A 22,631-nucleotide genomic window follows, 5' to 3' on the forward strand; every position below is an offset into this window, starting at 1 on the left:
GGGCTATCGGTCGGGAGGTCGCACCGTCATAGACAGGTCTCGACCCGACCCGCTGCACAGCGTTGGGGGTGGGGCCACGGTGGGGAACTCCCGTCGCTAGTTATGTGGCCGAGCCAACCCGCTCGACGCCCGCCCTCTAGACAGAGGACAGCCCCGAGACGAAGACACGGAAGGCGGTATCCAACCCGCGGATGAGAGCCTGATCAACCGTCGTCTCTGAGCTCCACCCCCAGCCCTGTGCAGCTTCAGCCGATCCAACTGCTTCGCCCACGCCGAGCAGACCATCCGTCTTGCGCTCAGCCTTGACAGGGAACATGAGAGACTAGCAGCCAGCGGGCACCGATGGCCGTGATCGAGCTTTCGCTCGGTCTGACCGGTGATATGAGCGGCCTGCTCGGCACCCGCCAGACCCTCATCGTCGAGGGTGGAGACGACGCCCTGATCCTGCACAAGCTTTCGGGCATCCTCCGGGGCGAAGGCAAGGCGCATCTTTCCGACCGCGTCTATCTATGGCCGGCGCGCGGCGCGCCGAAGACTCCAATGTATGCTGACTTTGCTGTCGGCCAGGGATGGGACTCGGGCGTGCTGCTCGACACCGACCCCGAAGGGCTTGCTGCTGAGAAAAAGATCGAAGAACTGACGCTGAAAGGGCTAGCGGCGGCGCAGAAGGCCCGGTTTCGCGTGCTGATGCTGGGCAATGCGGCGGGCATCAAGCAAACCGACGCCGCCATCGAGGACCTGTTCGATGATCAGTTTTATATCGACTGCGTCAACGCTGCCTTCGGGATCGCGATCAAGGCGGAGGACCTTCCCGCCGATGGCTCGGACATGATTGCAAGGCGCATCGAGACCGTGCTCACGCAGCGCTACGGCCACAAGGAACTCGATAAGCGCCGCGTCATGGGAGAAATTCTGCGCCGCTTCGATGCCTGGGAGAAGGTTTCGGACCTGCCAAAGGACACAGTCGCCAGGGCGGAAAAGTTGTTCAAGGCAATTAATACCGCTTTTGAGGGCGCGCCCGGCTGAGCCGGACCGGGTTCCCCACGGCGATATCTGAGGTTGGCGCGTCCGGCTGGCGCCGGACCGGGTTCTCGTAAACCGAACTCCGGCTTCGCCACGCTATGCCGAGATTTCGGCCATCCGGCTTCCATCCCTCGCGCTAGTGCGGCCCTTCAGGCCGTGAACTGAACGGGCCGTTTCGGCCCGTGCAACCTTTTCTCTCTTGATCCGGGGCTGCCGCCCCCTGCCGTCAAGGCCGGGCGCTATTCGCGTGAAAATCAAAGGCCGTGTCCTCGCTCCGCTGCGGGCCGCACCATCCTTTGATCTTTCAGCCTTGACCGCATTCCACCCGCTCATTGGCGCGGGGCCTAGTCCGGTTGCAGCAGCAGCTGCTGCGCAACCGTAAAACTAGGAGGAAAGACCAATGAATGCAGATGTTTATGAGAGGGTAACGGCGAGCATTGTTGCCGAACTGGAGAAGGGTGTGCGCCCGTGGCTGAAGCCTTGGAATGCAGGGCACGCCGCCGGGCGGATTTCGCGGCCCTTGCGTCATAACGGCGTGCCCTATCAGGGAATCAACGTCATCATGCTGTGGTCGGCAGCCATGGCGCAGGGCTTTGCCGCGCCGATCTGGATGACCTTCAAACAGGCGCAGGAGATGGGCGCGCATGTCCGCAAGGGCGAGAAGGGCAACCTTGTCGTTTATGCCGACCGTATCCGCAGGACAGAGAAGGACGAAGCGACCGGCGAGGAGCAGGAGCGGGATATCCCGTTTATTAAGGGCTACACCGTCTTTAATGTCGAGCAGATCGAAGGCCTACCGGCGCAATTCTATGCCCCGGCGGAACAGCGCCTCGATCCGGTAGCACGCATCGAGCATGCGGAAACTTTCTTCGCCGCGCTGCGCGCCGATATCCGCCACGGCGGCAATCAGGCCTACTACAGCATGGGCAGCGACCATGTGCAGATGCCGCCGTTCGAGACCTTCCGCAATGCCGAAAGCTATTACGCAACGCTGGCGCACGAGTGCACGCACTGGACGCGCCACCCCTCGCGGCTGGAGCGGGATTTTGGCCGCAAGCGCTGGGGCGATGAAGGCTACGCGATGGAAGAACTCGTCGCCGAACTTGCTTCGGCCTTCCTGTCCGCCGATCTCGACCTGACGCCCGAAACCCGGCCCGACCATGCCGCCTATATCGGCTCATGGCTGAAGGTGCTTAAGAACGACAAGCGGGCGATCTTCACCGCAGCCAGCCACGCGCAGCGCGCCGCGGATTTTCTTCACGGCTTGCAGGAAGAAGCCCGCTTGCTGGAGGCCGCGGAATGAAGCGGCCCGAGACCATCATCATCGGGGGACGCGCCTATAACCGGCGCGTCATCCTCGATATGCGGCGACAGCAGCTTGACGCATGGAAGGCGGCGCAGCCCGAGCAGCCCGCGCTCTTTGCCCTGAAGCAGGACCGGCGCCCGGCAGCAGAGCGAAGCGCCGCACGGCGCTATCAGGAACCGAGCCTGCTTGTGCTGATGCAGGAGCGCCAGCGATGAGCGATGCGAGAAATTTTTCCGCGCCCGCCGGCGATACCGGCGGGCGCGGGATTTGGGCGGGCGCTCGGCGCCGGGGGCGCCTCGCGGGAAAAACCGGGATTTCGCCACGCCCTCTGGTGAGCGGGCGCGGCCAGGTTTAGCGCGGCCCGGCAGGCGGCTTAGGCTTCGAAAGTGCCTGAGGCTGATTGCCGGCCTGCTCGCGCTTGGGACAGACCGGCGAATTCATCATCGAGCACGAGGGCATGCGCGTTCGCATCGATCTGAACGGGATCTTCGGCATCGGCAGCAGCGTCGGGTTCTGGCCCGGCTTCGCCGCCGACGCTGTCGATCTGGACAAGCCGTTCTTGAGTCAAGCCGGCTATTGCAGCTTCCTCGGCATTCATGCCGATCCGGCGCCGGGCCTCCTGCCTGGGGAATTCGTGAGCAGAGTCATTGCCGGCTATGTCAGAAGCGGGCTCAAGGGCAGGCTGAAACCCATCGAAGCCCGCTACCGCGAACGCGCCTCGTAGAAGGCTATCCCGGCGCAGTGCCGCAAGGACGGCGCTGCGCTTGCCTTCTCCTCTTCAGCTTTCGGAAAGCGAGCCGCACGGGACGGCGGGCGGAATGAAGCGCCGGGACGTTGAGCGGGAAGATGGATGCCGCGCCATGGGCGGCCCCATGACTCGCGAGAAAATCCTCGCAATCGGGCGGCGCTGCGATCTGTGGATGAGGGGCGGTGGAGGCCGATGCCTGCTTTCCTGTTTCCGCGTTCCTTATCCAAGGCCGTGCCGGCTTCGCCTTTTGCCCTTTCGTTTCAATGACAATCGGTTCTGGACCGGACGCGCTGCAAAGCAACGGGCTGCCCGCACCACCCCTCCCGCCTGCGGCCCGAAGCCTTGGCGAAGGGCCGTGTTGCCCGTTTCCCTCCGATGCTTTCCCGCGCTGATGCCCGGTCTGATCGCCCCAGTCGTCTTGAAACAAAAGCAAAAGGAGAAGACCAATGGCACGTTACGAAAAGAAGACCACGGAAGAGAAGAAGGCACCGGCCCTGATCGCCTATCATGTTCCCGATCGCGAGAAGGCGCCCTGGACGAGGATCGGCGCCGCATGGGACCACAAAGACGGCGAGGGCTTCACGCTCCAGCTCGATCTGGTCCCGGTATCTTCCGGCCGCATTATCCTGCGGGCGTTCGATCCGAAAGCCGAAGAGGAGCAGAGCGCGTAAGCGCTCTGCCATTTTCACCGCTCCGACGGCAGGCGAGGCGTCTGCCGCCGGGCCTCAATGAAGGAGGTTTCAATCACGGCCGCTTATGTCGCCGTCATCCGCAAAGTGCGGGGCACTGATTACTGGGTCGATATTCCGGACATTCCCGGCTGCATTTCACGCGGCGCAACGCCGGACGCTGCGAAGGCGAATTTTCGCGAGGCGCTGGCCCTGCATCGGGAGAGTGCCGGCGATCCGCCGGCAGCGCCCCGCACAGCGGGCCAGTTGACAAAAGAAGAGCTCGAAGACGCAATCGAAACCTACGTCGTCGAGCTTTGAGGGCGCGCGCCGCCTGGCGGCAAGGTCATCCGAATCGGCGCGGTTCAACCAATCAACTAAATCGGGCATCGCCCGAATCATATCAAGTTTGGGTCAGCCGTCCGAAGGCAAATACTTGCGCAAGTTCGCTGTACTAGGCTTTGGGGCCTATTCGGAGCTCGCCACGGGTGCGACCAGCGGCGTGACGCGGCGGATTGCGACGCGCCGGTTCTCGCGTTCGGGCTCCTGGGTTTCAACCTTCAGGTACTGCTCGCCATAGCCCTGCGTTTCCATGTTCTCGGGCGCGATGTCGAAGACGTTGGTCCCCCGCTGTCGTGGCTCAGTTGAGCGCTTTGCCTATGGCTTCCCAATCAGCCTTGATGGCCGCTTGTCGCTCCGAATAGGTCGCACTCGGCAGGCGGCCATTGATCCCAAGTTGACCGGGATGAGCGAGAGCAAAGATCGAAAACTGACCATGCCTAACCGGCTTCCGCGCGTTCATATGCATTCGCCAGTCAGCGGAACTTCCCAGCCAGCTCATCACACCCTGGAAGGCGGGCTTTCCAAGACAAGCTACAACTCTCAGGTTCGGCATATTCTTGGTGACGAACTCAAATACCGGAGCCGACGCCTTGACCCCCTTCGCTGGCGAGACATTCCCTTCCTTGAGGAAGAATGAGGCGTTGCCGTAAAGCACGCCGCTGTCGACGGATTTCCTGCCTGCGAGGTCAATGTCCCTGCCGATGCTTCCAAGATGACGACAAATGTTTTCGTTGGTGATCATGCCGATGCCATAACGGCCATCTCCGTCATTGTGACGCCAAGCGCCTTTTGAGCCGTGCTTTTTCAGGACTGCTCGTACTTCGTCGGCTGGGGCAAAATCTTGCGCCAACAGCAATAGGTTTCCGTCCCAATCTCCGCACAGTGTTTCTGTGCCAAAGAGGTTCGGGCCATCTATTCCGATCTGCAGCGGGTTGACGAAGTCCAGCGGCGGCTTCAACCGACGAACGCTGTCGGGTATGGATGGTGTCTTAAACATGAGGCTCACTCCCTTTTGCCCCACGTTTCTTTCGCAGCTGTGGGGTGCAATTTACTAAGAAAAACTGATCTGGCATGCAAGAAAATCTGCGTGTAAAAACTGATACCTGGAATTAGCAAGTAAATTCAACAAGGTAATCGAAAGGGGGAAATCGCCCCGAGAGCCAATTTGCTGGAGGGTATTCGCAAAATGTTGGATTTGACCATGCACGTGGAAGGGGCGCTAACTCGCGATAATTGGGTCCCGGGTACCCCAATTGTTTTGCACATGCAGCTCCTCAAGTTTTACCATTGCATTTAACCGAGGGTGATTACTCACCCGGTAGGATAGCGGTAAAAAGCAGGTGAACGTGCTGCTGGTGGGGTAATCTATTGGCCATTCTGCGGAATATACGTCGGACGCGGGTTTATATGCCCAGCGAAGGCCCGGCGAGTTGGCAAGCGTTCCTCGCAGAACCTGAGAGGCAATGGCGAACCGGCTATTCGGCAAAGACGCTTGCTCACTGCTGGGAAAACGCTTGCGGCTTGCCGGATGAGATCGCCCAGATGTTCGACGGCCCAGCCGAGTTACTATTGGCCTTGCCCGAGCACAGGGTGCCGCTCGACGGTGGCAACCATGACAGCCAGAACGATGTTTTTGCGCTTATCCGGTTCGGCGATCAGACTTGTGCTGCAACCATCGAAGGCAAGGTGAACGAGCCGTTCGGCCCGACCGTGGGCGATTGGTTTTCGAACCCGTCGCAGGGAAAGCAGGAACGCATGCGTCACCTATGCAGCTTGCTTGGCTTGGATGAAATCCCACCATCCCATATTCGCTATCAATTGATGCACCGGACGGCATCGGCCCTTATCGAGGCGCGGCGCTTCAAGACCGACGAGGCCGCCATGATCGTTCACTCATTCTCCCCGCAGCGAATGTGGTTTGAGGATTTCGTGATGTTTCTGCGCCTTTTTGGCCTAGAGGCAGCACCCGACACCAGAAGCGTACTGACCCTAAAGTCCGGTCAACGGCTTCGATTGGGGTGGGCTTCTGGCAGCGCCGATTTCTGGCTCGTTGAGATATAGGTGATGGACACGTTGCAGCAAGGAAATCAGCCGTTAGCTCGCAGGCTCTACACAACAAAGCAAATGGGTGATGCCTGCGAAATGATGGTGGCGGCGGAACTCACGCTTGCAGGCATCCCCGCATTGAAAGCTCCCGACAACTGGCCCGGTTACGATGTGATCGCGCAACCATTCGACCGGCCAGCGCAACGTGTTTCGGTAAAGTCGCGGACATTTAAGCGCGGTGCTGCCTATGTCGGCTACAACGACTATGACCAATTCGATTGGCTGGCGATTGTTCTACTGCCATCCGAGGGGTTCAAAGGTTCAAAGGTCGCGCAATCTACCTTGTTCCACGGATCGTTGCCGAGCGGTTGGCTCGACGTGACAAGGCAAGCAGTAAGACCGCTGCCGAACGATACTTTCGTGTCGATGAAGTCCCCGAGTTGTTTGCAGAGTGGGATGCCAATTTCGAATTAGCGGCGGCAGTCCCCAACGTTTACCGTTCCGAAGCTACAGGCGTCGATCTATCCGATGACAGTGCTGTGGCGCGGGTTCTCTGATCGAGCCGTTAACTGGAACATAGCGTGGCGGATTGAGGGACTGGGATCGGACGCGCCGGTCGTCGTTGCCCTCTGTCGCCACCGCGAGGTTCCTTCGCGTTCTGTATGGCGCGGCCACTATTTCATGTTCGGCGGCCGTAGTGTCCATTCATCCGACGTTTCGGATTTCCGGGCGCCAGCGGCTAATAGCAGGCGTTCCGTCGTCTCCCGATCGGCGCTGATGCCAGAGGAAAGTTGAGCTGTCGAGCGGAAGCCCTTCGGAAACCGTTTGTCTCGAAGCATCGTCGTTAATCGTGATTTCTGCCTACGCTCATGCAACAGCTTCCGGCCTTCAGCAGTAAATACATTCAGAAAACTTCCGACTATTTCTCCAACGTAACCCATCGCCCCACCTCCATCGTGATAAATAACTACTACCACGCAAGGATTGCCAATGCACGAGCGCGTCATCGCCCTGCGCACAGAGCCGGCCGCAGCATCGCCGATACGGCACACCTGGCCGGCTGCAGCCCGAGCCAGGTCAAGCGAGTGTGGGCGGAACACACGAAAGGAGGAACACAACGATGACCGACACCACGCCCCCGTTCCGTGTTCGTTCGGTCTTATCGTTGCTGAGCGTACTCTCAACGCGATGCCCTCAAATAGTGCTCCAACTTTCGACCAGTCAGCAGCGCGGGCCTTGATTCACATCCGCAATCCAAGCCTCCTTCAATTCCGCTCTCAGCTGGAAACGGGCGGCGCGACAAACGAAGAGAATGCGAAACCTGCAGCGGCAAATGGAGCAAGCCAGCGTGATAGCATCGGGAAGCCCTCCGGGACACGGGACGAGCTTCACAATATCACCATGGCTGTGAGCTCGGCGAGACCGGCAATCGCCGGGTTTAAACCGCTAAACGAAAGCATCCCTAAATACGGGACGCTGACCGTTGTTGCCGACGCGACCGGAATCCTGAAAATAGGGCGTCGCCACCCTTTGGGCGTTGCCACATGACCGAAATCACACTCCGTGACCTGTACTACTGCACAAGTGCGGGCTTCATCCGTGTCGCAGAAAGCAAGACAGACGGTTCGCGGGTCCATATCGACGACGTCGTGTCAGGCCTCACCTGCCAATGCATGTGCCCTGGATGCGGTCGGGACATGGTCGCCAGAAAGGGCGAGCAAAGGGCGCACGTATTCGCTCACCGGGCTCACCAGGCCGATAACTGCAGATCGCCTGGTGAAACTGCCCTGCACAAGTTTGCAAAGATGGTACTCCGCGACCGGCTGCGACTGAAACTACCAGCCATCACAATGACGGACCAGAACGGCGTGCTGGAAGTCTTCAAGGAAGCCGTTTTCGATTTCGACGAAGCGGCTCTTGAGAAAAGGGCGGGCGAAGTCGTTCCTGACGTCATCTGCCGCCGCGGTGGCCGCGACCTTCACGTGGAATTCCTTGTGACGCATGCTTGCGACCCGACGAAGCTTGCCAAGCTCAATGCCATGGATGTCGGCGTACTTGAAATCGATCTCAGAAAATACCGAAACGAGCCGCTGAAGCACCTCGATGAAGCGATTCTCTTCAAGGCGCCCAGGAAGTGGCTTCAGACGCGCATGTTCGACAAGGGCACGCGGATGATGGAGGAGCGAAAAAACGCGATCGAACGCGAGAAGGACGATGAAGCAAGAGCGCTGTGGCAAATCTATATTGAGCGGCCGGCGGAAAGCCAATTCCCGCTCGGGCCATGGCAAGAAAAGGCAAACGAATACGGGCTCCGCAAAGCGGTCTCTGGTGGTGGTCAACACAAGACATGCTTCGAAGTCCGTGACGCCGAGTGGAAGTCGTTTGTCCTGCTCGAGATCGCCTGTCGAAGAGGCCCTTGGCCTTTCGACGCCTTCATGGCTATGTGCAGCAAAGGATGGGTGCACAAGGCGTTCGTCTTCCGGGACAACGACTTGGCGTCCAGAATGCGAAAGCTGGAACGCGCTTACCGCTCTCCGTATGAACGATATTCGGATTTCTTGAAAGACATGACAAAGGCAGGATTGTTGGGACAAGCGGGATCAGGAATACGTGGGTCGATGCTCCTATGGGGAATTGTCGACAAAACGGAGCGCGAAGCGAATTTGCCTGACATAGGGCGGGCAGTTGTGGAACAGCGCATCGCCGATGACCGCGCGAATTCGCTTTTCAGGCGTCCATCGGTCGCCTCCTTCGGCGAGGACTGAGCACTTGGGGTAAGCAGCATGTTCAGAGTCTCACGATCGTCAAGGGTGTCGCGCCAGGCTACGGCGCTTCGAATCGGCGCAAAAAGGTAAGCAGGGCCTGCGTCGGACGCGGCCAGTTGTAGTTGCCAGCATGAAGCCAGCTGCGGGTGTTGGGCACGTTTGTGTTGGCCTTGACCCAGTCGAGCAGCTCGTCATGTGGCACCACAAAACGCTTGCCGACCGTTGTTATATTTAGGATTACGCCCTTGCCAACAAGCTCTCGCACTACGCCTGGACGGTTTAGCGAGCGAATGTGTGGGGATGAATCACTACCATCTCCACTGGCTCGGCGGCGCGGTGCACGTCGATGCTGGATCCCCTCACCCCCAGCCTTTGGGTGGAACTTGTAGTCTGGTGATCCTGGCCGCAGATCGGGTGCTTGGTCGGAGTTCACGACCCTTCGCACGAAAGTCTGGTAAAGCTCGCCGTACCGCTCCGCATAGGCTGTTTTGATCCACGCAGTGATATCTGCGCGCGCCCCATTGCGATGCCATTCCGTCTTGGCGATCAAAAACCAGTTGCACGGGTGAATGTTGAGCAGGAAGCGCCGCTGGAGTTCGGCCCGCGTCCAGTTCGTCCAGTCAAGATCACGATTCTTGACGGGCACGATATGCGCCAGATGGTAGCCGGCGGAATTTAGGGTCTCGCTGCCCACGATGCCAAACATATGAGTAGGAACCTCAGCAAAGAATTGCGCGGACGCGCCTTCAATGGGCTGCTCGCCCAGCAAGAATGCATGAAGCCACCAACCCGGCGCGTTGTCGGATGGCATCAAAACATCTCCCCGAGCGGTCGTATAGAGAGCGCCTCGCTCCTGCCCCCTGACCTGTCGGAAGATATGCACCGGGCGATCGCTCGATAGATAAATGGAGAGAAAAGCGTCAAAGGCCTTGACCCTTTCGAGGGCCGGCAGATTGGGCCCTACAAAGCCGCAGTAGAAGCCGGCGAAATCGCCATCGAACCTTTCCGGGCACCTGATAAGCGCCACGTTTCCTCCGCTATTTGTCTGACCAAGGACGTCGTTAAGAAGGCATTGTCGCTGAGCTCTAACACCAGAACCTTGGAGGACCAAAAACGTAAAGCAATGGCTGCTTACGAGACGCCTTCTCGCGGCTCGGGTTCTACGTGGGCGTTGCGGCTTTCGCGGTTAACTGGCACAAAGAGTGACGATGGCAACCGATACGACGTTCACTCTTGCCCTGTTGATCGACGGCGACAATGCATCGCCAAAGATCATCGTCGGCCTCCTGGCCGAGATCGCCAATTATGGCACTGCCAGTGTCAAACGCGTCTACGGAGATTGGACCGGCCCAAATCTCAAAGGGTGGAAAGAATGCTTGCTCGAGCACTCGATCCAGCCGGTCCAGCAATTCGCCTATACGACGGGAAAGAACGCGACCGATGGCGCGATGATAATCGACGGCATGGACCTGCTCTACACTGGCCGATTCTCTGGCTTCTGCATCGTCTCGAGCGATAGCGATTTTGCAAGGTTGGCGGCAAGGATTCGCGAGCAAGGCGTCACAGTCTATGGCTTCGGTGAGCGCAAGACGCCCCGTCCTTTCATTACGGCTTGCGACAAGTTCGTTTATTTCGATGTCCTCAACACATCCGAACAGTCGGCAGCCGCCCCCCTGCCGAAGACAGCAGCCACCAAACCGGCTGCTGCGCAGAGCAAGCTCGATATGGCCACGCTCGATATGCTATCAAAAGCGGTCGCAGCCTCGGCCGATGAAGATGGGCGGGCAAACCTTGCTCGCGTCGGGGCACACTTGGCGAAACAGGCCCCAGACTTTGACGCACGCAACTACGGCTTTCCGCGTCTCAGTGATCTCGTCGAGGCCTCCGGCATTGTCGATGTCGAACGCATCGGAGAGAACCCAAAAGTCATTATGGTAAAACTCAAATAAGGAAGCCGTCAGTCCGCGCTCACCTGGTCACCAATCCTTATCGGTTGCCGCGTAGCGTTGAGAACTCTTCGTGCTGCTGTTTCCCGATCGACTCCGCCGCTCCTTTGATCCTTTCAGCTTCTTCGCGAGTTCGGGTGCATAGGGTACCAAGCGTCAGATTTTGACCGCTAGGAACATACAGACCATGTGTCCTGCCATCCGCGGCCATCGGAGAGGCATGACCAATTGCGAAATGTTGCCATTTCTTCTCGAGTGGGGCACTGAAGAAGGTGGGGTGCCAAGGGGTTCATTGGCAGAAAATGGGCCGCTTCAACTTCATCGGTGCAATCTTGCTCGCACTTGGATTCAGTTCTGCATCCGGGGCGGCCGAGATTGATGTGCTGGATATCCAGGCTGGTGTCGACTTTGTCATCATCAAAGGCGAAATTACTGAAGGAGACGGCGACCGATTTATCGAAGTCATCCAGAACCGGGAGAAGGTAACAGTCTATTTAGAGAGTCCGGGCGGCCTTATCCCTGAGGCACTGCGGATTGGAGCGGAAATCCGGTTGCGGAATTATGCAACGCTGGTCGCCGGCGGTGACGGGTGTTTTTCAGCCTGTGGTCTGATTTGGGTTTCGGGAGCTCGTCGATACATGTCGCCGGACTCGTTGATCGGGTTCCATGCTGCCTACATTAAGAAAGCAGGGGGCTATCGCGAGAGCGGCGTCGCAAACGCGGAAATCGGTTCCTTCCTCACGCATCTCGGACTGCGGATCGAGGCCATCCGATTCTTCACGATCGCGGGGCCGAGCGACATCCGTCTTCTTACTCCTTCAAAGGCCAAGGAGCTTGGGATCGATATCTTTCTGCTTCAAGGCGATGATGTCGTCACCCCCAACGATTCCCCCACTGGTGACCGCTATGCCGAACGATGGGTACTCTACAACATTCTGCGGTCGCGTTGTCAGGGGTACTTCCAAGCGGATGCCTCGGCTCTCGAGCAGGGTGCGACAGAAGCCTTTGCGAAGGGCAACGAAATCCTTGGAAGCGAGAAGTGGGTCGATCTATGGCTCCAGCTGCTCGATCAGTGGGCGGCCCAGATCGAACCCAGGGGACCGGTGGTGCTCTGTGTCGAGGTCGAGGAGAACTTGCGAAGTCAGGGACTGCCTACCGGAATCCATGGTCCAAGCTTCGATTGCGCGAAGGCTGCCACGCCAGCTGAAAGGACAATGTGCGCCGATCAGAATTTGTGGGCCAAAGACCGGGCCATGAACGCGATATATTTCTGGATTCGCAACAACGTTGAAGCGGACCTACGGAAGCGAATACTGGCAGTCCAACGCGGCTGGCTTGCAATCCGGAACAACTGCGATGCCGACAGTCAGTGCCTGAACTCTGTTTATGACCAGAGGCTTCAGGAACTTAAGCTGGTGGTGATCCGGTAATAGTTGCCGTGCCGTTCAGTTGGCCGATTTCGCAGCGACGTACCCCGGGCATGCCGCTGAGATCACGACGCCAGGCAAGATGTCCTAGCCGTTGAGATCCGCGTCTCCACCCCCGTTCACTTCGCTAGTTCCTTCGATCGGGCCCGCGCCTGAGGGAAGTATTGGTAGAAGGTGACGCGGCTCACTCCCAGGCGGCGGGCGATATCGGCTACCGAGATATCTCCAGCCGCGAGCATGGCTTTTGCAGCTCTCATATCATCTTCAGTGAGCTTGGGTTTTCGTCCACCTTTGCGACCGCGGGCGAGAGCTGCCTTGAGCCCTTCCATGGTCCGCTCACGATTCAGGTCCGGGAAATATTCCGCCATAGCACCGTGCATCTGAAGAGCGAACCGGCCGTGTGCGGTCTCGCTGTCGAAGTGCTCGGTCAGGCTTTGGAACTTGATGCCGTCCTGGCGGAGCTTGTCAATTGTTCGCATCATTTCGACAAGGGAGCGACCGAGCCGGTCGAGCTTCCCCACCACCAGCACGTCCTGCGGCCGGAGATAGGCGAGGGCGGCCTCGAATTCCGGACGCTTGCTCCCCGTCTTACCGGACTTCTTCTCCTCAAAGATTTTCTCACATCCGGCGCGCGTCAGCGCGTCTCGTTGCATGTCAAGATTCTGGTCTGCGGTTGAGACGCGGGCATATCCAATTAGCATGTAAGGATAGTGCAAACACAGCGTTTTCCTGTCAATAGATATCCTAACATATTTTCCTTACGCAATTACCGCTCTTCTTCGCCTTAATAAGGCGATTCTCAAAAGTGTAAGGAAAACGGTCGATTTGCAGACACAATGCCGTGCAGACCACGAGACCGCGACCGAAATTATAGCCTCCACTGCATAAGCGCGGTCTTTTTTGCCTATCAGGGAGGCCACAGTCGAAGGTCGTGGGGGGATTGAGGCTTTGCCGTTTGATCGGCTGCCGGGAAGGAGCAAGGAGCGCCATAAGGGGACATTCGCAGCTTGAGTGCACAATGCTTGTTCGCCAAGCTGGTCGCCGTCTTGTTAGCGACGCTCATATGCATGTCTTTCATGAGGCCGTCAGATCGGCTGGGGGGACCGGTTGAGCGGCGAGGCTGCCGGCATGTCTCAACTTAAATCGGGAACACCTTATGCGTAGCAGTTTGGCATTTCGCCCTAGATCGGCGGGTGAAGGGACTATTTTGGTGCTGGCGGCTCAAGTAGGTTGGCCAGAAACACGCATTCCCAGTACATGCTTTCACGCCACGACTCGGGCTTCGGCTCACGCTCCCAAACCCATTGAAACCGATTGGTCGAAAGCCGATCAGGGGCGGGGCAAATGCCGAGTGTCGCGGTCACCGTTGCGGCTGTGGTACCAGAGTGAAGGTACTGGAAAAATGGGTTGCCGGGTACCCGCGCGGCGAGGATGCCGGCTGCCTGGCGAAGCTTGGGTGTATCAACGCCGTTGAGCCGTGCGAGGACGATCCCTGCCGCGACAAGGTGCAACGGGTAGCCTGGGTCATTGACGGCGGCTGAACTGACGAGGAAATCGTCGATGTCGAGCAACACGTCCTCGGGAAGTTTCAGCTCCTTCATTACGCGGCGACAAACGCCGCCATCGGTGCCGAGGGAGTGCGCGGCCATTTCAATACGAACACAATCGGCGGGTCGCAGCGTGCACCGCTTGTCGGCGTCGTCACGACAAAACCGCAGCCAACCACGTTGCACACAACGGTCAGCTATTTCGATCGCGCATGGCCGATTAGTTTCGAGCCACGACGTCCAACGGTCGAACGCGGCACGATCGTGTTTTGTCAGCACGTACAGGAGCACGCCGAGTGACTGGTCAGGTGAAAACGAAACATCGTGGGCGGGTGCTTCCCGACCGATCCGTCGCGGCGAACGCCACCAGCGGCCATCGGGGCCCTGCGCTCGCGCAACGCCGTCGCACCCCGCTGCCACCCCGGCGGTGCACAGCAAGCCGTTGAACAGCGTCATGTCACCATCATCGCAATCGTCAGGGTGGCCAAGGGCCTCCTTCGAAGGAAACGCCGGCGGCGCGAGGTCACACAAATACGCATGGGTTTCCCAAAACGCCCGACGCTCGCTGAGCTCAGTTGCAGACGCGCCAGTGACCAGGATACCGAGTGTGACCAAAGCCCCAATCAGGTAGCGCATTGATTCCTCCATCAGTTTGATTGTCATGGCAACTGGTAGGCGATGATCGTCGTGCGGTCGCCGAAAACTGGCAGCGTGATGACCGTGTCGCTAGCTTTGTCGTAGAGGAGGACGTCGGCATTGTTGACGGCAGCAACAGCTTGATCATCAAGGCTGTCTACCAATGCCGTTTCGCCGGTTGTAGCCGACATCGCTGCGACTTCGTCTTCAGTGAAGTTCCAGGGATCCGCCATCAGGGCGTCAGTCAGCTGCTGATCGCATTTGTCGAAGTCGATTGCACCGCAGCTCACGGCGACGACGCGAATCGCGCCGCGATCGATTGCCTGAATACCCGATATCCCAATCGGCACTTCGGCTGCCGTGACATTCGAGCAAAACGTAACCGTTACCGGGTCGTCCGCGGTGGCCCCCGCCATGACCTTTGCAACACCCGGCATGCCGATTGACGGCTTGCTTGTGTTCGCTGCCTCGATCGCGATCGCTCGCATCACACTGGTCAGGTGTCGCTGCTGCTTTACTGGATCATTCAGGTCGGCAGCAGGCATCGACCGCGCCAGGCACCACTGCCGCTGCGAGGGAATGTCCACTTCGCCTATCGTGGCCGCTTGACCCATCGCGGGCAAAGCCGTGGCGAAGGCAAGGCCGACAATGCCGGTCACAGCAAACCACGACTTAATCATAGCACACCACCTGCCCCACATTTATGATGTCAGTCACAGTTGTCAGGACCGAATTGATTAGCGCTGTTCCCGCGACGGTTTGCGCAAGCTCGAAACTGCCCGCGATGATCGCGTTCACGATCGCGTCGGCGCCTGGGTAGTTGGTGACGATTTGCGGCGAGTATCCGCCGACGAAAACCGTGGGTCCGAATGATGCATAACCCCGGTTACAGTACCGAACCTTGCCGTTGTTGAGGTTGACGACCGGGTTGGTCATAAACAACGTAACGGCTGCAAACCGGACTGCCAGTTTGATTTTGTATTTGAAGTTGATTTCGGGGGTCGTCCACTTCCACTTGCACTTGCGCGGTGGGAAATCACAAATTCCCCAGGTCCAACCGCTCTCTTCTGGAACGATGATCCATTTTTCTAGTGGCGAGTCACAGTCGCGCCCCGACGTTGTGTGGAACGCTACGGCGAGCGGGTTGGTTTGCCCGGACCCAGAGAAATCGCCATCTTTGACAGACACGTCGAAGTTCACACCGGCGACAGCCAAGTTGATTTCCGACGGGACCTTGAGGCGCGAACCATCCTCGCACTTGAAGGCAATCTCGGCGTCAAAGGTTCGCCCGCCTGCGAAGGGGCTGACACTCGCCGAGCCGCTGCCATTGAGCCGGTCAGTTGGGCCGCTCGCATTGAGGTCGATGCGGAAGCTCGGCGCATTGGCGAGGCCCGCGTTCAGTATGCCGCTCGCGTTGAACCGAGCGTCGTCGAGGATCACGGCCTCGATGTCATTGACCTTCACGCGATTGACTTGCCTGGAGCTGATCGACACCGCGGCGTTGCCCACCCGAATGTCGCCCCCGAAGTCGATTTGACCGCTCGACATGCCAACTTCAAACCCTCGAACCTGAAGTGCTTCGAGTGACAGCACATCCTTGTAGCCGACCTTCAGCGCGTTCGCGTCGGCGACACTGAGCGGCGTCGTAAGCCGTGCGTCGAACGTGACGTCACTCGGCTTTTCAGGGTCAGCCGGCTTGTAAACACGATGGCCCTGCGCTTTGAAGCCGACCAGTTCGGCGGTACCGAAGTCGAGGTCGTCGGTTCCGACGAATTCAACCCCAAGGTGTTTGAGGGTGATATCGGGCTCCGTCACGCGGGTGCCGTTGATGTCGATTTCACCACCCGGCTCGATGAAGTGAAACCTGACGTCATCGGCGACCAGCTTGCCTCGTGCAATCAGCAATCGACCGCGCTCGAGGTCGTACAGCAGGTCGGCGCCCGCCTCGGTTGTTAAGGCGAGAGTGGCCTTTGCCTTCTTACCATTTTCGCCGATCCTCAGGATCGGTTCTCCAACGACCATTTGGCCTACACTGGTAAAGATCCGCCCTTCCGAAATTCGGCCAACCTTGAGGTCGGTCGGGTTGCTGAACCGCAGGGTCGTTTCCGACAAGGTGGGCTTTACGCCAGCAATCATCGGCTCAAGGAACGCAGCCAGTCCCAAGCCGAGGAAAAAGTCCTTCGCCTTTACGAAAAGGTGACTCGATTCAAGGTCGGCAAGCGGTATTCTGAGCAGCCCTTTGAGCCGCAACCCTTCGAACTTCCCGGTCAACCCGACCTTGTAGTCCTCGGTATGGAAATTCACTTTCCCTTCGCTCGCCTTGGCGTCAATGTCGATCGGGAACTCGAGGGTCGCAGCCACGTCGGCTAGGCTCGCGGTGATATCATTCAGTGTGAGCTTAAGGGGCTCCTCGACGTCGAGCTTACCGAGCGCGAGTGTACTGGTGGCGATCACGCCACCAAGCGTCAGGTCATCGACGTGGCGCGACAGCCTGAGATCCACGCTGTCCGAAAGATCGCTGCCGCCGAGAAGCGACAGCACTGCCGACGATGGGTTTGAAAAGTGAATTGAGCTGCTGAACTGACCAGGGGTGAGTTCGGCGACGGTCCCCTGGCTAGCGCCCTCGATGACAGACGCGCCGGCGGGTCCAGCGATCAATCCCTGGGCCGCATCAAACGACAGGTCGCGCATGGTGGGGTTCGTTGCTACCAAGCCGAGCGGTAGTTGTTCACCGTTTGCCGACAAATCGCCAAGGGCAAAGCTCGCATCGCGGAACGACACTGTACTGATCGCATTCGACTGCAGCGCCTCGTCTACATGACCATCAACACTCTTAAGCGAAACGCTCAGCACGCCCTCACGCGCGCTCAGTTCCACGCGCTTAAACGTGGCAGCGACACCCTTCAGGTCCAGCCCTGAAATCGACAGCGCATAACTAGCGAACGAGCCCGACTGATTTGCCACCAACCGGCCTTGCCAAAGTGTGGTTGTGCCGCCGTCGAGGTCAAAATGGAACGCCACATTATCGCGGTTTGGCCGCTTCGGGGCAAAGTTCAGGCCCGTGAGCTCGACGCCCTCGAAGTTGATCCGTGCCCCGTCGATCGTCCGGTTCCACGCTTCGATTTCGAACTCGCCTGTGAGCTTGCCGGCTTCAGCGAGGATCGTCTCCGTGTTCTTGATCCAAAGCTTCGCACCCGCGAGCTGAGTGGTCCCTCCGAGGACTGGCAGGTCATACTGAAGGACGTGGCCGAGTTTGGCCGAAAAGCGACCTGGCTCGACCTGAAACCGACTGGTGCCGGCATTGGACTCGAAGGCATGCCCATCGATCTCGATCTGCTCTATTCGCCCCGCCAGCAGGGGGCTGTTGCCGACCGCCGTCTCACGCTCGACGATTTGCTGACAGCTTTCGAGGAACGGCGCGGGGGTCGGCACACCTTTGAACACGACGAGCATCGGCTTTTGCGTGCCCTTTTTGGGCGCCCGCTTCAGGACCGCCCGGGTCCACTTTCCATCGACCGTGAAGGTGGTTTCAGTCGTATCGAGCCGCGTACTCGTTCCATCGATGCAGAACGGCCCGATGAGCAGGCCGGCAGCCGAACTGGCGCTAGCCACAAGGCAGAATAGCCCCGCGCACAACATCCGAAGCATTTTCCACCCCCCCGCCGACAAGGTTTAACTAAGGCTAGCTAACCGCCTAACCGCACCCGAAAAAGTAGCAAATAACCGATCCGATCAGAGGTATCCCGGCTATCACGCCAGCAACGTGCTCGTACTTTTCGCGCGGCAAATTTCCGTCACGCGCCTGATTGTAATCCGAAACCATGCAGTTGGGGTATTTGGTGCCGGTTGACACCCTGAGGAACTCGCGGCCTGGGTCGATGTCTCCCGTTTTCCATTCCACAACGAGGTTGGCGTTCTGGCACGATACGTGGAACAAGTAGTCAGTCGCTCGGGCTTCGCTCGCCAGGAAAGTCGGCACCAGCACCGCGACGCAGCATAGTTTGCGGAATTTCATTGCCTTCCCCCACGGCCGGATCACTCAGCAATGTCGTCCGGGATTTTAGGTGTCACCAGCAAAAGACCGGACGACACCTTCGCGTTGAACAGTTTGTCCGAACGGTCTCCGTCTACCGTCAGGTCCCTGTTGTCGAAGGTTTTGACGAACATCGTCATCCTGACGGTGGTGTCGGGGCGGTCGAGCGGGAGGTCACTGTGCCAGACGATATCACCCTTCTTGGCTGGCCCGGGACCTTCGGTGCTCACCATTTTGTAAATGGTGCCACGGAGAGAGCAGGAGACGTAACCGTCCTTCTTTATGATCCCGAACAAATTTCCCCCACTCCTGAATTCGTCCAGTCTGGCGAAGACGGATATTCCGTTCTCGCTCGACTTGTTCATGTCCTTGCCTTCACACCGTCCGGCTTCGCCGTGGCCCTGCAGCACTTCCAGGGGTTTTTCCAAATCCCACTTCCAACCGTCTTTGGGCGTGGCCACTTTGTAGACCCGGTCGTTGCGGGCTTTGAACTGTCCGAGATTTTGAGTGAATGGTTCTTCGACCCTCACATCGTTCTTGACGACGGTCGAATAGTCGTATGTCCCCAACACTTTAGGGAACACGATCAACGCCAAATCCCTGTCGACGACTTCCTTAGTCCCGAACAGGTAGCGGATGACATTCGAGGAATTGACTTTGTAGCTGAATTTGAGCGCTTGCCGACTGATGGTCCTCTCCTCGACAGGGATGGACAGATTGGACAAGGCGAACTGGGCTTCCTGCTGCGTAAGGGAAATCCTCGGCACCAAAGTCGTCCCGATGGTCAGTTGCGGGTCTGCCTCGCCCAAACTGACCCCTTTGACAGTGACAATGGTCTCGCCGGTTCCTCCGACAACGATCCTTGGCCCATAGCGGGTTATGTACGTCTTGCCGCCGATTATGGGGATGTCCGCGATGATCTGGTTTGCATTCTCGCCGATCTGTTGGATGGTCTCGAGCCTATTGGCGGCATGGTCGTTGGCTTGGACCGTCAACGCATCTGCTTTTGCAAAGATTTCCCTGGTCGTTGCTTTGACTTCGTTGAAGGTCTTGTTGATCAGGTCCGTGTTTGCGAGCCGCCAGGCCTCGATGGCGTCTTTTGCTTCCATGGACGCGCGGGCAAGCAGATAATCACCCTCGGCCATGGCTTTGTTTATGGTGCCGTTGAGCTGACTGAAAAGCTGGTCGACCACAATTCCCATCGTAAGGGTGCCGACTATCTCCGCCTTGGCAATGGACGGATTGCCAAGCGACATCAGCGATATGACGGCTACGGCCGAAGTGAGTTTGGAAATGCTCGGCATGCCTTTTGATCCCCCGTTTACGGCGCGCGGGCCGTCATCACGGGCATCATAAGCGGGATGGGTATCGCCCGCATGACCCAATTGGGTCGAATGCGGGGGCGTTTAGGTACCTCCCAGACGCGTGAGCAAAGCCCTTGGTTCGGGCTCTCGATACGCCCGGCTGCCTTCAGTTGTTGCGAGCTGCTTCCTGGATTTTCTGGCCTGTCAAAGAGCCAATTACGCAGAACGAATGTTCCTTGCCAGCATCGGATCGAACAGGTCTCAATTCGAATCTCGTTCCTGAGAAGTCAATGGCGCTCTGTGTGTCGAAGGCAAACTCAAGGACTGGTCCGACAGGAACGGGAACGGCTATTGGGTGGCCGATTCCTATGCCCCACAGAGAGGCGTTGATCGTGACCGGGACCTCTGTTGGCGACAGCAGGTCCACTTTGCCGCTGGCCCATTTATTTGCAACGGAAAACAGGTTGATTGCAAAAGCAACGGAAACCCCGTCTTTGCGGACCGCGACAGTGTTGTGAGAACCGATCCTGGCCAGCATCTTTTTCAGATGTACAGCGCCTTGAACATTTGTGGTGAAGCTGCCCGTCCACCTGATAGGGCCTTCTTCATGGGGGCCAAGTTGAAAATCCGTTATCTGAACACCCAATGTGATGGATGGTCTGTCATGGAACTCAAGAAAGTTGTTGCCGCTCGCCCAGATCTGACCGTCTATGGCGACGCTTCGCCCAGCCACAGCCAAGGGAATGTTCGCGCGAATGAGCGCCAACAAGACCTCCTGCGACTTCTCCAAATCGGCAACTGCCAGAAATTGTGGAGCTTTCGGCGTGAACGATGGGCAGACCTCGACCGCAGAACTTAATCGGCCTTTTCCAGCGTCTGCTTCATCGGGACGAGCATGCGCGGCAAAGTATGCGGCAGCCCCCAACAGTCCCATGAGCACAGTTGTCCGGAACAGCCGCATCGGATCACCCTCCGTCGCCGATTGAGGCAAGCGCTAAAATGACATCGCCGTCCCCTACGACTTGAAAATCGCCGACTGCAGCCTTGAGGGAAACAGGCTTCATCGAGAAACCGAAAGTTACGCCTGATCCGCCAATTCTCTGCGAGAAGTTCGGAATTGCGGCACTGACGTCCTGTGACAACTCGAATGTCGGATTGACGGAGACAACGCCATCTCCAGCAAAGAAAAGGCCGGCGGCTGAAATGATGCGGGAAACCAATCGGGGGATGGGAGTTTCCAAACCTTCGTTAACGATCCGCAACTTATCGATATCGAGAAAGGCGATATCGAGCTTGGCCCCACGATCCTTGGTGAACTCAACTTGCGCGGAAAATGTCCCTTGGATGCTGGGGACGACCGACAGCTCGCTGTCCAAGACAAACGAGCCTTCAATTTCAGGAAAACCGTTGGATGGCAGGAATTTCAACTGATGAATCTGCAATACGGACCGAAGCGGCGCAACCGGGAAACTGACTGCGAAATCGGAAGCGGCGCTGTTGAGGGTATCGATCGGCATGATGACCGATACGTGTTTGGCATCAGCGGATTCCAAAAATTTCTGATGGAGATCGGAGCTTCTGCTGTTTGCTGATTGCTCCTTGAAGAAAAGGAAGGCGCTGCTTGCAAACGACATGACAATCACAGCGCCAACAAGAATGACCGCGGCCGCCCATGTTATTCTCAGCGTTCGCATCGCGTGCTTCAACAGTTCGCTGATCGACACATGTCGCTTTTATTCACATGCAAACGTAGGCATATGCGGGGTGTCCCGGCGCACACATCGCAGGACAAATATTGATTCGGACCATTTGGTTTGCGCAACGGGGTTCCGGTGCAGTTGAAACGGGGGTTGGTCCCCAGCATCCACAAACCTGCATTCCAAAACCTGGTGGGAACCCAGCTCCCGCCGCCGCAGGGGTCGGCACTATGACAGGCGGCACGAGCGCGCCCGTAATCGGCCCTTGAGCCGTGTCGCACCAACAAGGAGTTCCAACTGGAGCGGAACCATTGACTTGGCAGGGACCTATCCAAGTATGGCAGACATTGGAGCTTCCGCTCGCCGAAAAATTGGCGACCGGGCGGTTTACCATGAACTCGTTCGTAGCTTGTCCTGCCGACGAAAACTCGTTGGCGGTACGAATGGCTGCCCACGCCAAATATCTTGTCTCGGCTTCGTAAGCTTCACGCTCGACGCTCTCGTGGCTCCTGAGATAGCGGATGGCGAAGTCGCGCAAGCCCCACTGCTGGTACTGGCCAACGTGCGTCAGTTCATGAACCCAAAGAGTCGGATTGTAGAGGGCGTCAGTTTGCTCCTTGAAGACGATCACGTAGTCCAGCGTAATCGCTTGTGCCTCGCCATATCGAATTGAGTTCACCTGAAGCGTAAGATCGCCGCCGCCCTGAACTCTAAATCGTGCCGCATCGAGGATATGGTCCGGGATGAATCCGGCCAAATTGTTCCGGATCTCGGGAGGTATGGGCTCCACCCCATTGTTCAAAGCGTCGTCTCTCGACCGGGCAATCATTTCCTGCAGGATGGGTGCACCGGACTGAACAAGGGTTTCATTCACGGCTTGCGAGGCTCCCTCCTCTATGGCTTTGTATGGCGGGATTGCCTCCTTTATTTCACGATGCGCGTCATCGAGCTGGGTTCCGACACCCGGGGCGACCTTATTGATTAAATCGCCAATCAGTCCTCCAGCCGTCGCTGTTGAAGCAAAGCAAGCCATTGCCGTGAAGAAGACTGCCTTCCTTATCGCGGAAAAGCCAAAAGTTATGAGCTGGCTCCTTCTCGAAACGAATGCGACTTTCATCGACATGGCGTCCTCCTGCCAAAAAA

At 58.1% G+C, this 22,631-nt stretch carries 22 protein-coding genes and 1 pseudogene; 11 read left to right on the plus strand and 12 right to left on the minus strand.

What is annotated here, in order from left to right:
* Positions 1 to 342: 342 nt before the first annotated feature.
* From IQ26_RS04995 to IQ26_RS05020, 6 genes are all read left to right on the plus strand, one after another.
* Positions 343 to 1,026 (plus strand): hypothetical protein, encoded by a 684-nt coding sequence (locus IQ26_RS04995; protein WP_208760104.1) that lies wholly within the window; start codon positions 343 to 345, stop codon positions 1,024 to 1,026.
* Positions 1,027 to 1,423: 397 nt separating this feature from the next.
* Positions 1,424 to 2,326 (plus strand): ArdC family protein, encoded by a 903-nt coding sequence (locus IQ26_RS05000; RefSeq protein WP_145714517.1) that lies wholly within the window; start codon positions 1,424 to 1,426, stop codon positions 2,324 to 2,326.
* A complete protein-coding gene (locus IQ26_RS05005; RefSeq protein ID WP_145714520.1) occupies positions 2,323 to 2,544 on the plus strand; it encodes a hypothetical protein in 222 nt (73 codons plus the stop codon). Before IQ26_RS05000 ends, IQ26_RS05005 begins: the two co-directional genes overlap by 4 nt.
* A gap of 203 nt (positions 2,545 to 2,747) precedes the next feature.
* Positions 2,748 to 3,053 carry a hypothetical protein gene (locus tag IQ26_RS05010; protein ID WP_145714522.1) on the plus strand — a complete coding sequence of 102 codons (306 nt, stop codon included), beginning with the start codon at positions 2,748 to 2,750 and terminating at the stop codon, positions 3,051 to 3,053.
* Between the two features lie 470 nt (positions 3,054 to 3,523).
* Positions 3,524 to 3,748 carry a hypothetical protein gene (locus IQ26_RS05015; protein WP_145714525.1) on the plus strand — a complete coding sequence of 75 codons (225 nt, stop codon included), beginning with the start codon at positions 3,524 to 3,526 and terminating at the stop codon, positions 3,746 to 3,748.
* Between the two features lie 57 nt (positions 3,749 to 3,805).
* Complete coding sequence (locus IQ26_RS05020; RefSeq protein ID WP_208760105.1) at positions 3,806 to 4,066, plus strand: type II toxin-antitoxin system HicB family antitoxin; 261 nt, start codon at positions 3,806 to 3,808, stop codon at positions 4,064 to 4,066.
* Positions 4,067 to 4,213: 147 nt separating this feature from the next.
* Here IQ26_RS05020 and IQ26_RS05025 read toward each other — a convergent pair.
* A pseudogene (locus tag IQ26_RS05025) lies at positions 4,214 to 4,369 on the minus strand (OmpA family protein); the annotation flags it as partial.
* A gap of 16 nt (positions 4,370 to 4,385) precedes the next feature.
* Positions 4,386 to 5,084, minus strand: coding sequence for a uracil-DNA glycosylase family protein (locus IQ26_RS05030; protein ID WP_145714527.1), 699 nt, complete (start codon positions 5,082 to 5,084; stop codon positions 4,386 to 4,388).
* A gap of 410 nt (positions 5,085 to 5,494) precedes the next feature.
* Between IQ26_RS05030 and IQ26_RS05035 the strand changes: the two genes are divergently transcribed.
* The 3 genes from IQ26_RS05035 to IQ26_RS05050 all read left to right on the plus strand — a co-directional run bounded on the left by IQ26_RS05035 (position 5,495) and on the right by IQ26_RS05050 (position 8,898).
* Complete coding sequence (locus IQ26_RS05035; RefSeq protein ID WP_145714529.1) at positions 5,495 to 6,148, plus strand: DUF6946 family protein; 654 nt, start codon at positions 5,495 to 5,497, stop codon at positions 6,146 to 6,148.
* Between the two features lie 3 nt (positions 6,149 to 6,151).
* A complete protein-coding gene (locus IQ26_RS05040) occupies positions 6,152 to 6,607 on the plus strand; it encodes a hypothetical protein (RefSeq protein ID WP_208760106.1) in 456 nt (151 codons plus the stop codon).
* 1,070 nt (positions 6,608 to 7,677) lie between these two features.
* Positions 7,678 to 8,898: a competence protein CoiA family protein gene (locus IQ26_RS05050; RefSeq protein ID WP_145714533.1), complete on the plus strand. Its 1,221-nt coding sequence runs from the start codon at positions 7,678 to 7,680 to the stop codon at positions 8,896 to 8,898.
* Between the two features lie 58 nt (positions 8,899 to 8,956).
* On the opposite strand, the gene IQ26_RS05055 is transcribed toward IQ26_RS05050, so the two are convergent.
* Positions 8,957 to 9,925 (minus strand): hypothetical protein, encoded by a 969-nt coding sequence (locus tag IQ26_RS05055; RefSeq protein WP_145714535.1) that lies wholly within the window; start codon positions 9,923 to 9,925, stop codon positions 8,957 to 8,959.
* Positions 9,926 to 10,106: 181 nt separating this feature from the next.
* On the opposite strand from IQ26_RS05055, the gene IQ26_RS05060 reads away from it, so the two are divergent.
* Both IQ26_RS05060 and IQ26_RS05065 read left to right on the plus strand, forming a co-directional pair.
* The gene (locus IQ26_RS05060) at positions 10,107 to 10,847 is read left to right on the plus strand and encodes an NYN domain-containing protein (RefSeq protein ID WP_145714537.1); all 741 of its coding nucleotides are present in this window, start codon (positions 10,107 to 10,109) and stop codon (positions 10,845 to 10,847) included.
* Positions 10,848 to 11,146: 299 nt separating this feature from the next.
* Positions 11,147 to 12,274, plus strand: a complete 1,128-nt coding sequence (locus tag IQ26_RS05065; protein ID WP_145714539.1) for a hypothetical protein — start codon at positions 11,147 to 11,149, stop codon at positions 12,272 to 12,274.
* Between the two features lie 116 nt (positions 12,275 to 12,390).
* On the opposite strand, the gene IQ26_RS05070 is transcribed toward IQ26_RS05065, so the two are convergent.
* The 9 genes from IQ26_RS05070 to IQ26_RS05110 all read right to left on the minus strand — a co-directional run bounded on the left by IQ26_RS05070 (position 12,391) and on the right by IQ26_RS05110 (position 22,611).
* Positions 12,391 to 12,972: a recombinase family protein gene (locus tag IQ26_RS05070; RefSeq protein WP_145714819.1), complete on the minus strand. Its 582-nt coding sequence runs from the start codon at positions 12,970 to 12,972 to the stop codon at positions 12,391 to 12,393.
* Between the two features lie 501 nt (positions 12,973 to 13,473).
* Positions 13,474 to 14,454, minus strand: coding sequence for a hypothetical protein (locus tag IQ26_RS05075; RefSeq protein ID WP_145714540.1), 981 nt, complete (start codon positions 14,452 to 14,454; stop codon positions 13,474 to 13,476).
* A 23-nt stretch (positions 14,455 to 14,477) separates the two neighbouring features.
* On the minus strand, positions 14,478 to 15,134 hold the full coding sequence (locus tag IQ26_RS05080) for a hypothetical protein (RefSeq protein WP_145714542.1): 657 nt from the start codon (positions 15,132 to 15,134) through the stop codon (positions 14,478 to 14,480).
* Positions 15,127 to 18,102: a translocation/assembly module TamB domain-containing protein gene (locus tag IQ26_RS05085; protein WP_145714544.1), complete on the minus strand. Its 2,976-nt coding sequence runs from the start codon at positions 18,100 to 18,102 to the stop codon at positions 15,127 to 15,129. The genes IQ26_RS05080 and IQ26_RS05085 overlap by 8 nt, the downstream gene beginning before the upstream one ends.
* A 46-nt stretch (positions 18,103 to 18,148) precedes the next feature.
* Positions 18,149 to 18,469, minus strand: coding sequence for a hypothetical protein (locus tag IQ26_RS05090; RefSeq protein WP_145714546.1), 321 nt, complete (start codon positions 18,467 to 18,469; stop codon positions 18,149 to 18,151).
* Between the two features lie 20 nt (positions 18,470 to 18,489).
* Entirely contained in the window at positions 18,490 to 19,791 is a 1,302-nt protein-coding gene (locus IQ26_RS05095; protein ID WP_145714548.1) for a hypothetical protein, read from the minus strand.
* Between the two features lie 166 nt (positions 19,792 to 19,957).
* A complete protein-coding gene (locus IQ26_RS05100; protein WP_145714550.1) occupies positions 19,958 to 20,752 on the minus strand; it encodes a hypothetical protein in 795 nt (264 codons plus the stop codon).
* A 4-nt stretch (positions 20,753 to 20,756) separates the two neighbouring features.
* Positions 20,757 to 21,515, minus strand: a complete 759-nt coding sequence (locus tag IQ26_RS05105; protein ID WP_145714552.1) for a hypothetical protein — start codon at positions 21,513 to 21,515, stop codon at positions 20,757 to 20,759.
* 13 nt (positions 21,516 to 21,528) lie between these two features.
* Complete coding sequence (locus tag IQ26_RS05110; RefSeq protein WP_162457868.1) at positions 21,529 to 22,611, minus strand: eCIS core domain-containing protein; 1,083 nt, start codon at positions 22,609 to 22,611, stop codon at positions 21,529 to 21,531.
* Between the last annotated feature and the right edge of the window lie 20 nt (positions 22,612 to 22,631).

It is taken from the genome of Mesorhizobium tianshanense (assembly GCF_007830515.1).
Taxonomy (GTDB): domain Bacteria; phylum Pseudomonadota; class Alphaproteobacteria; order Rhizobiales; family Rhizobiaceae; genus Mesorhizobium; species Mesorhizobium tianshanense.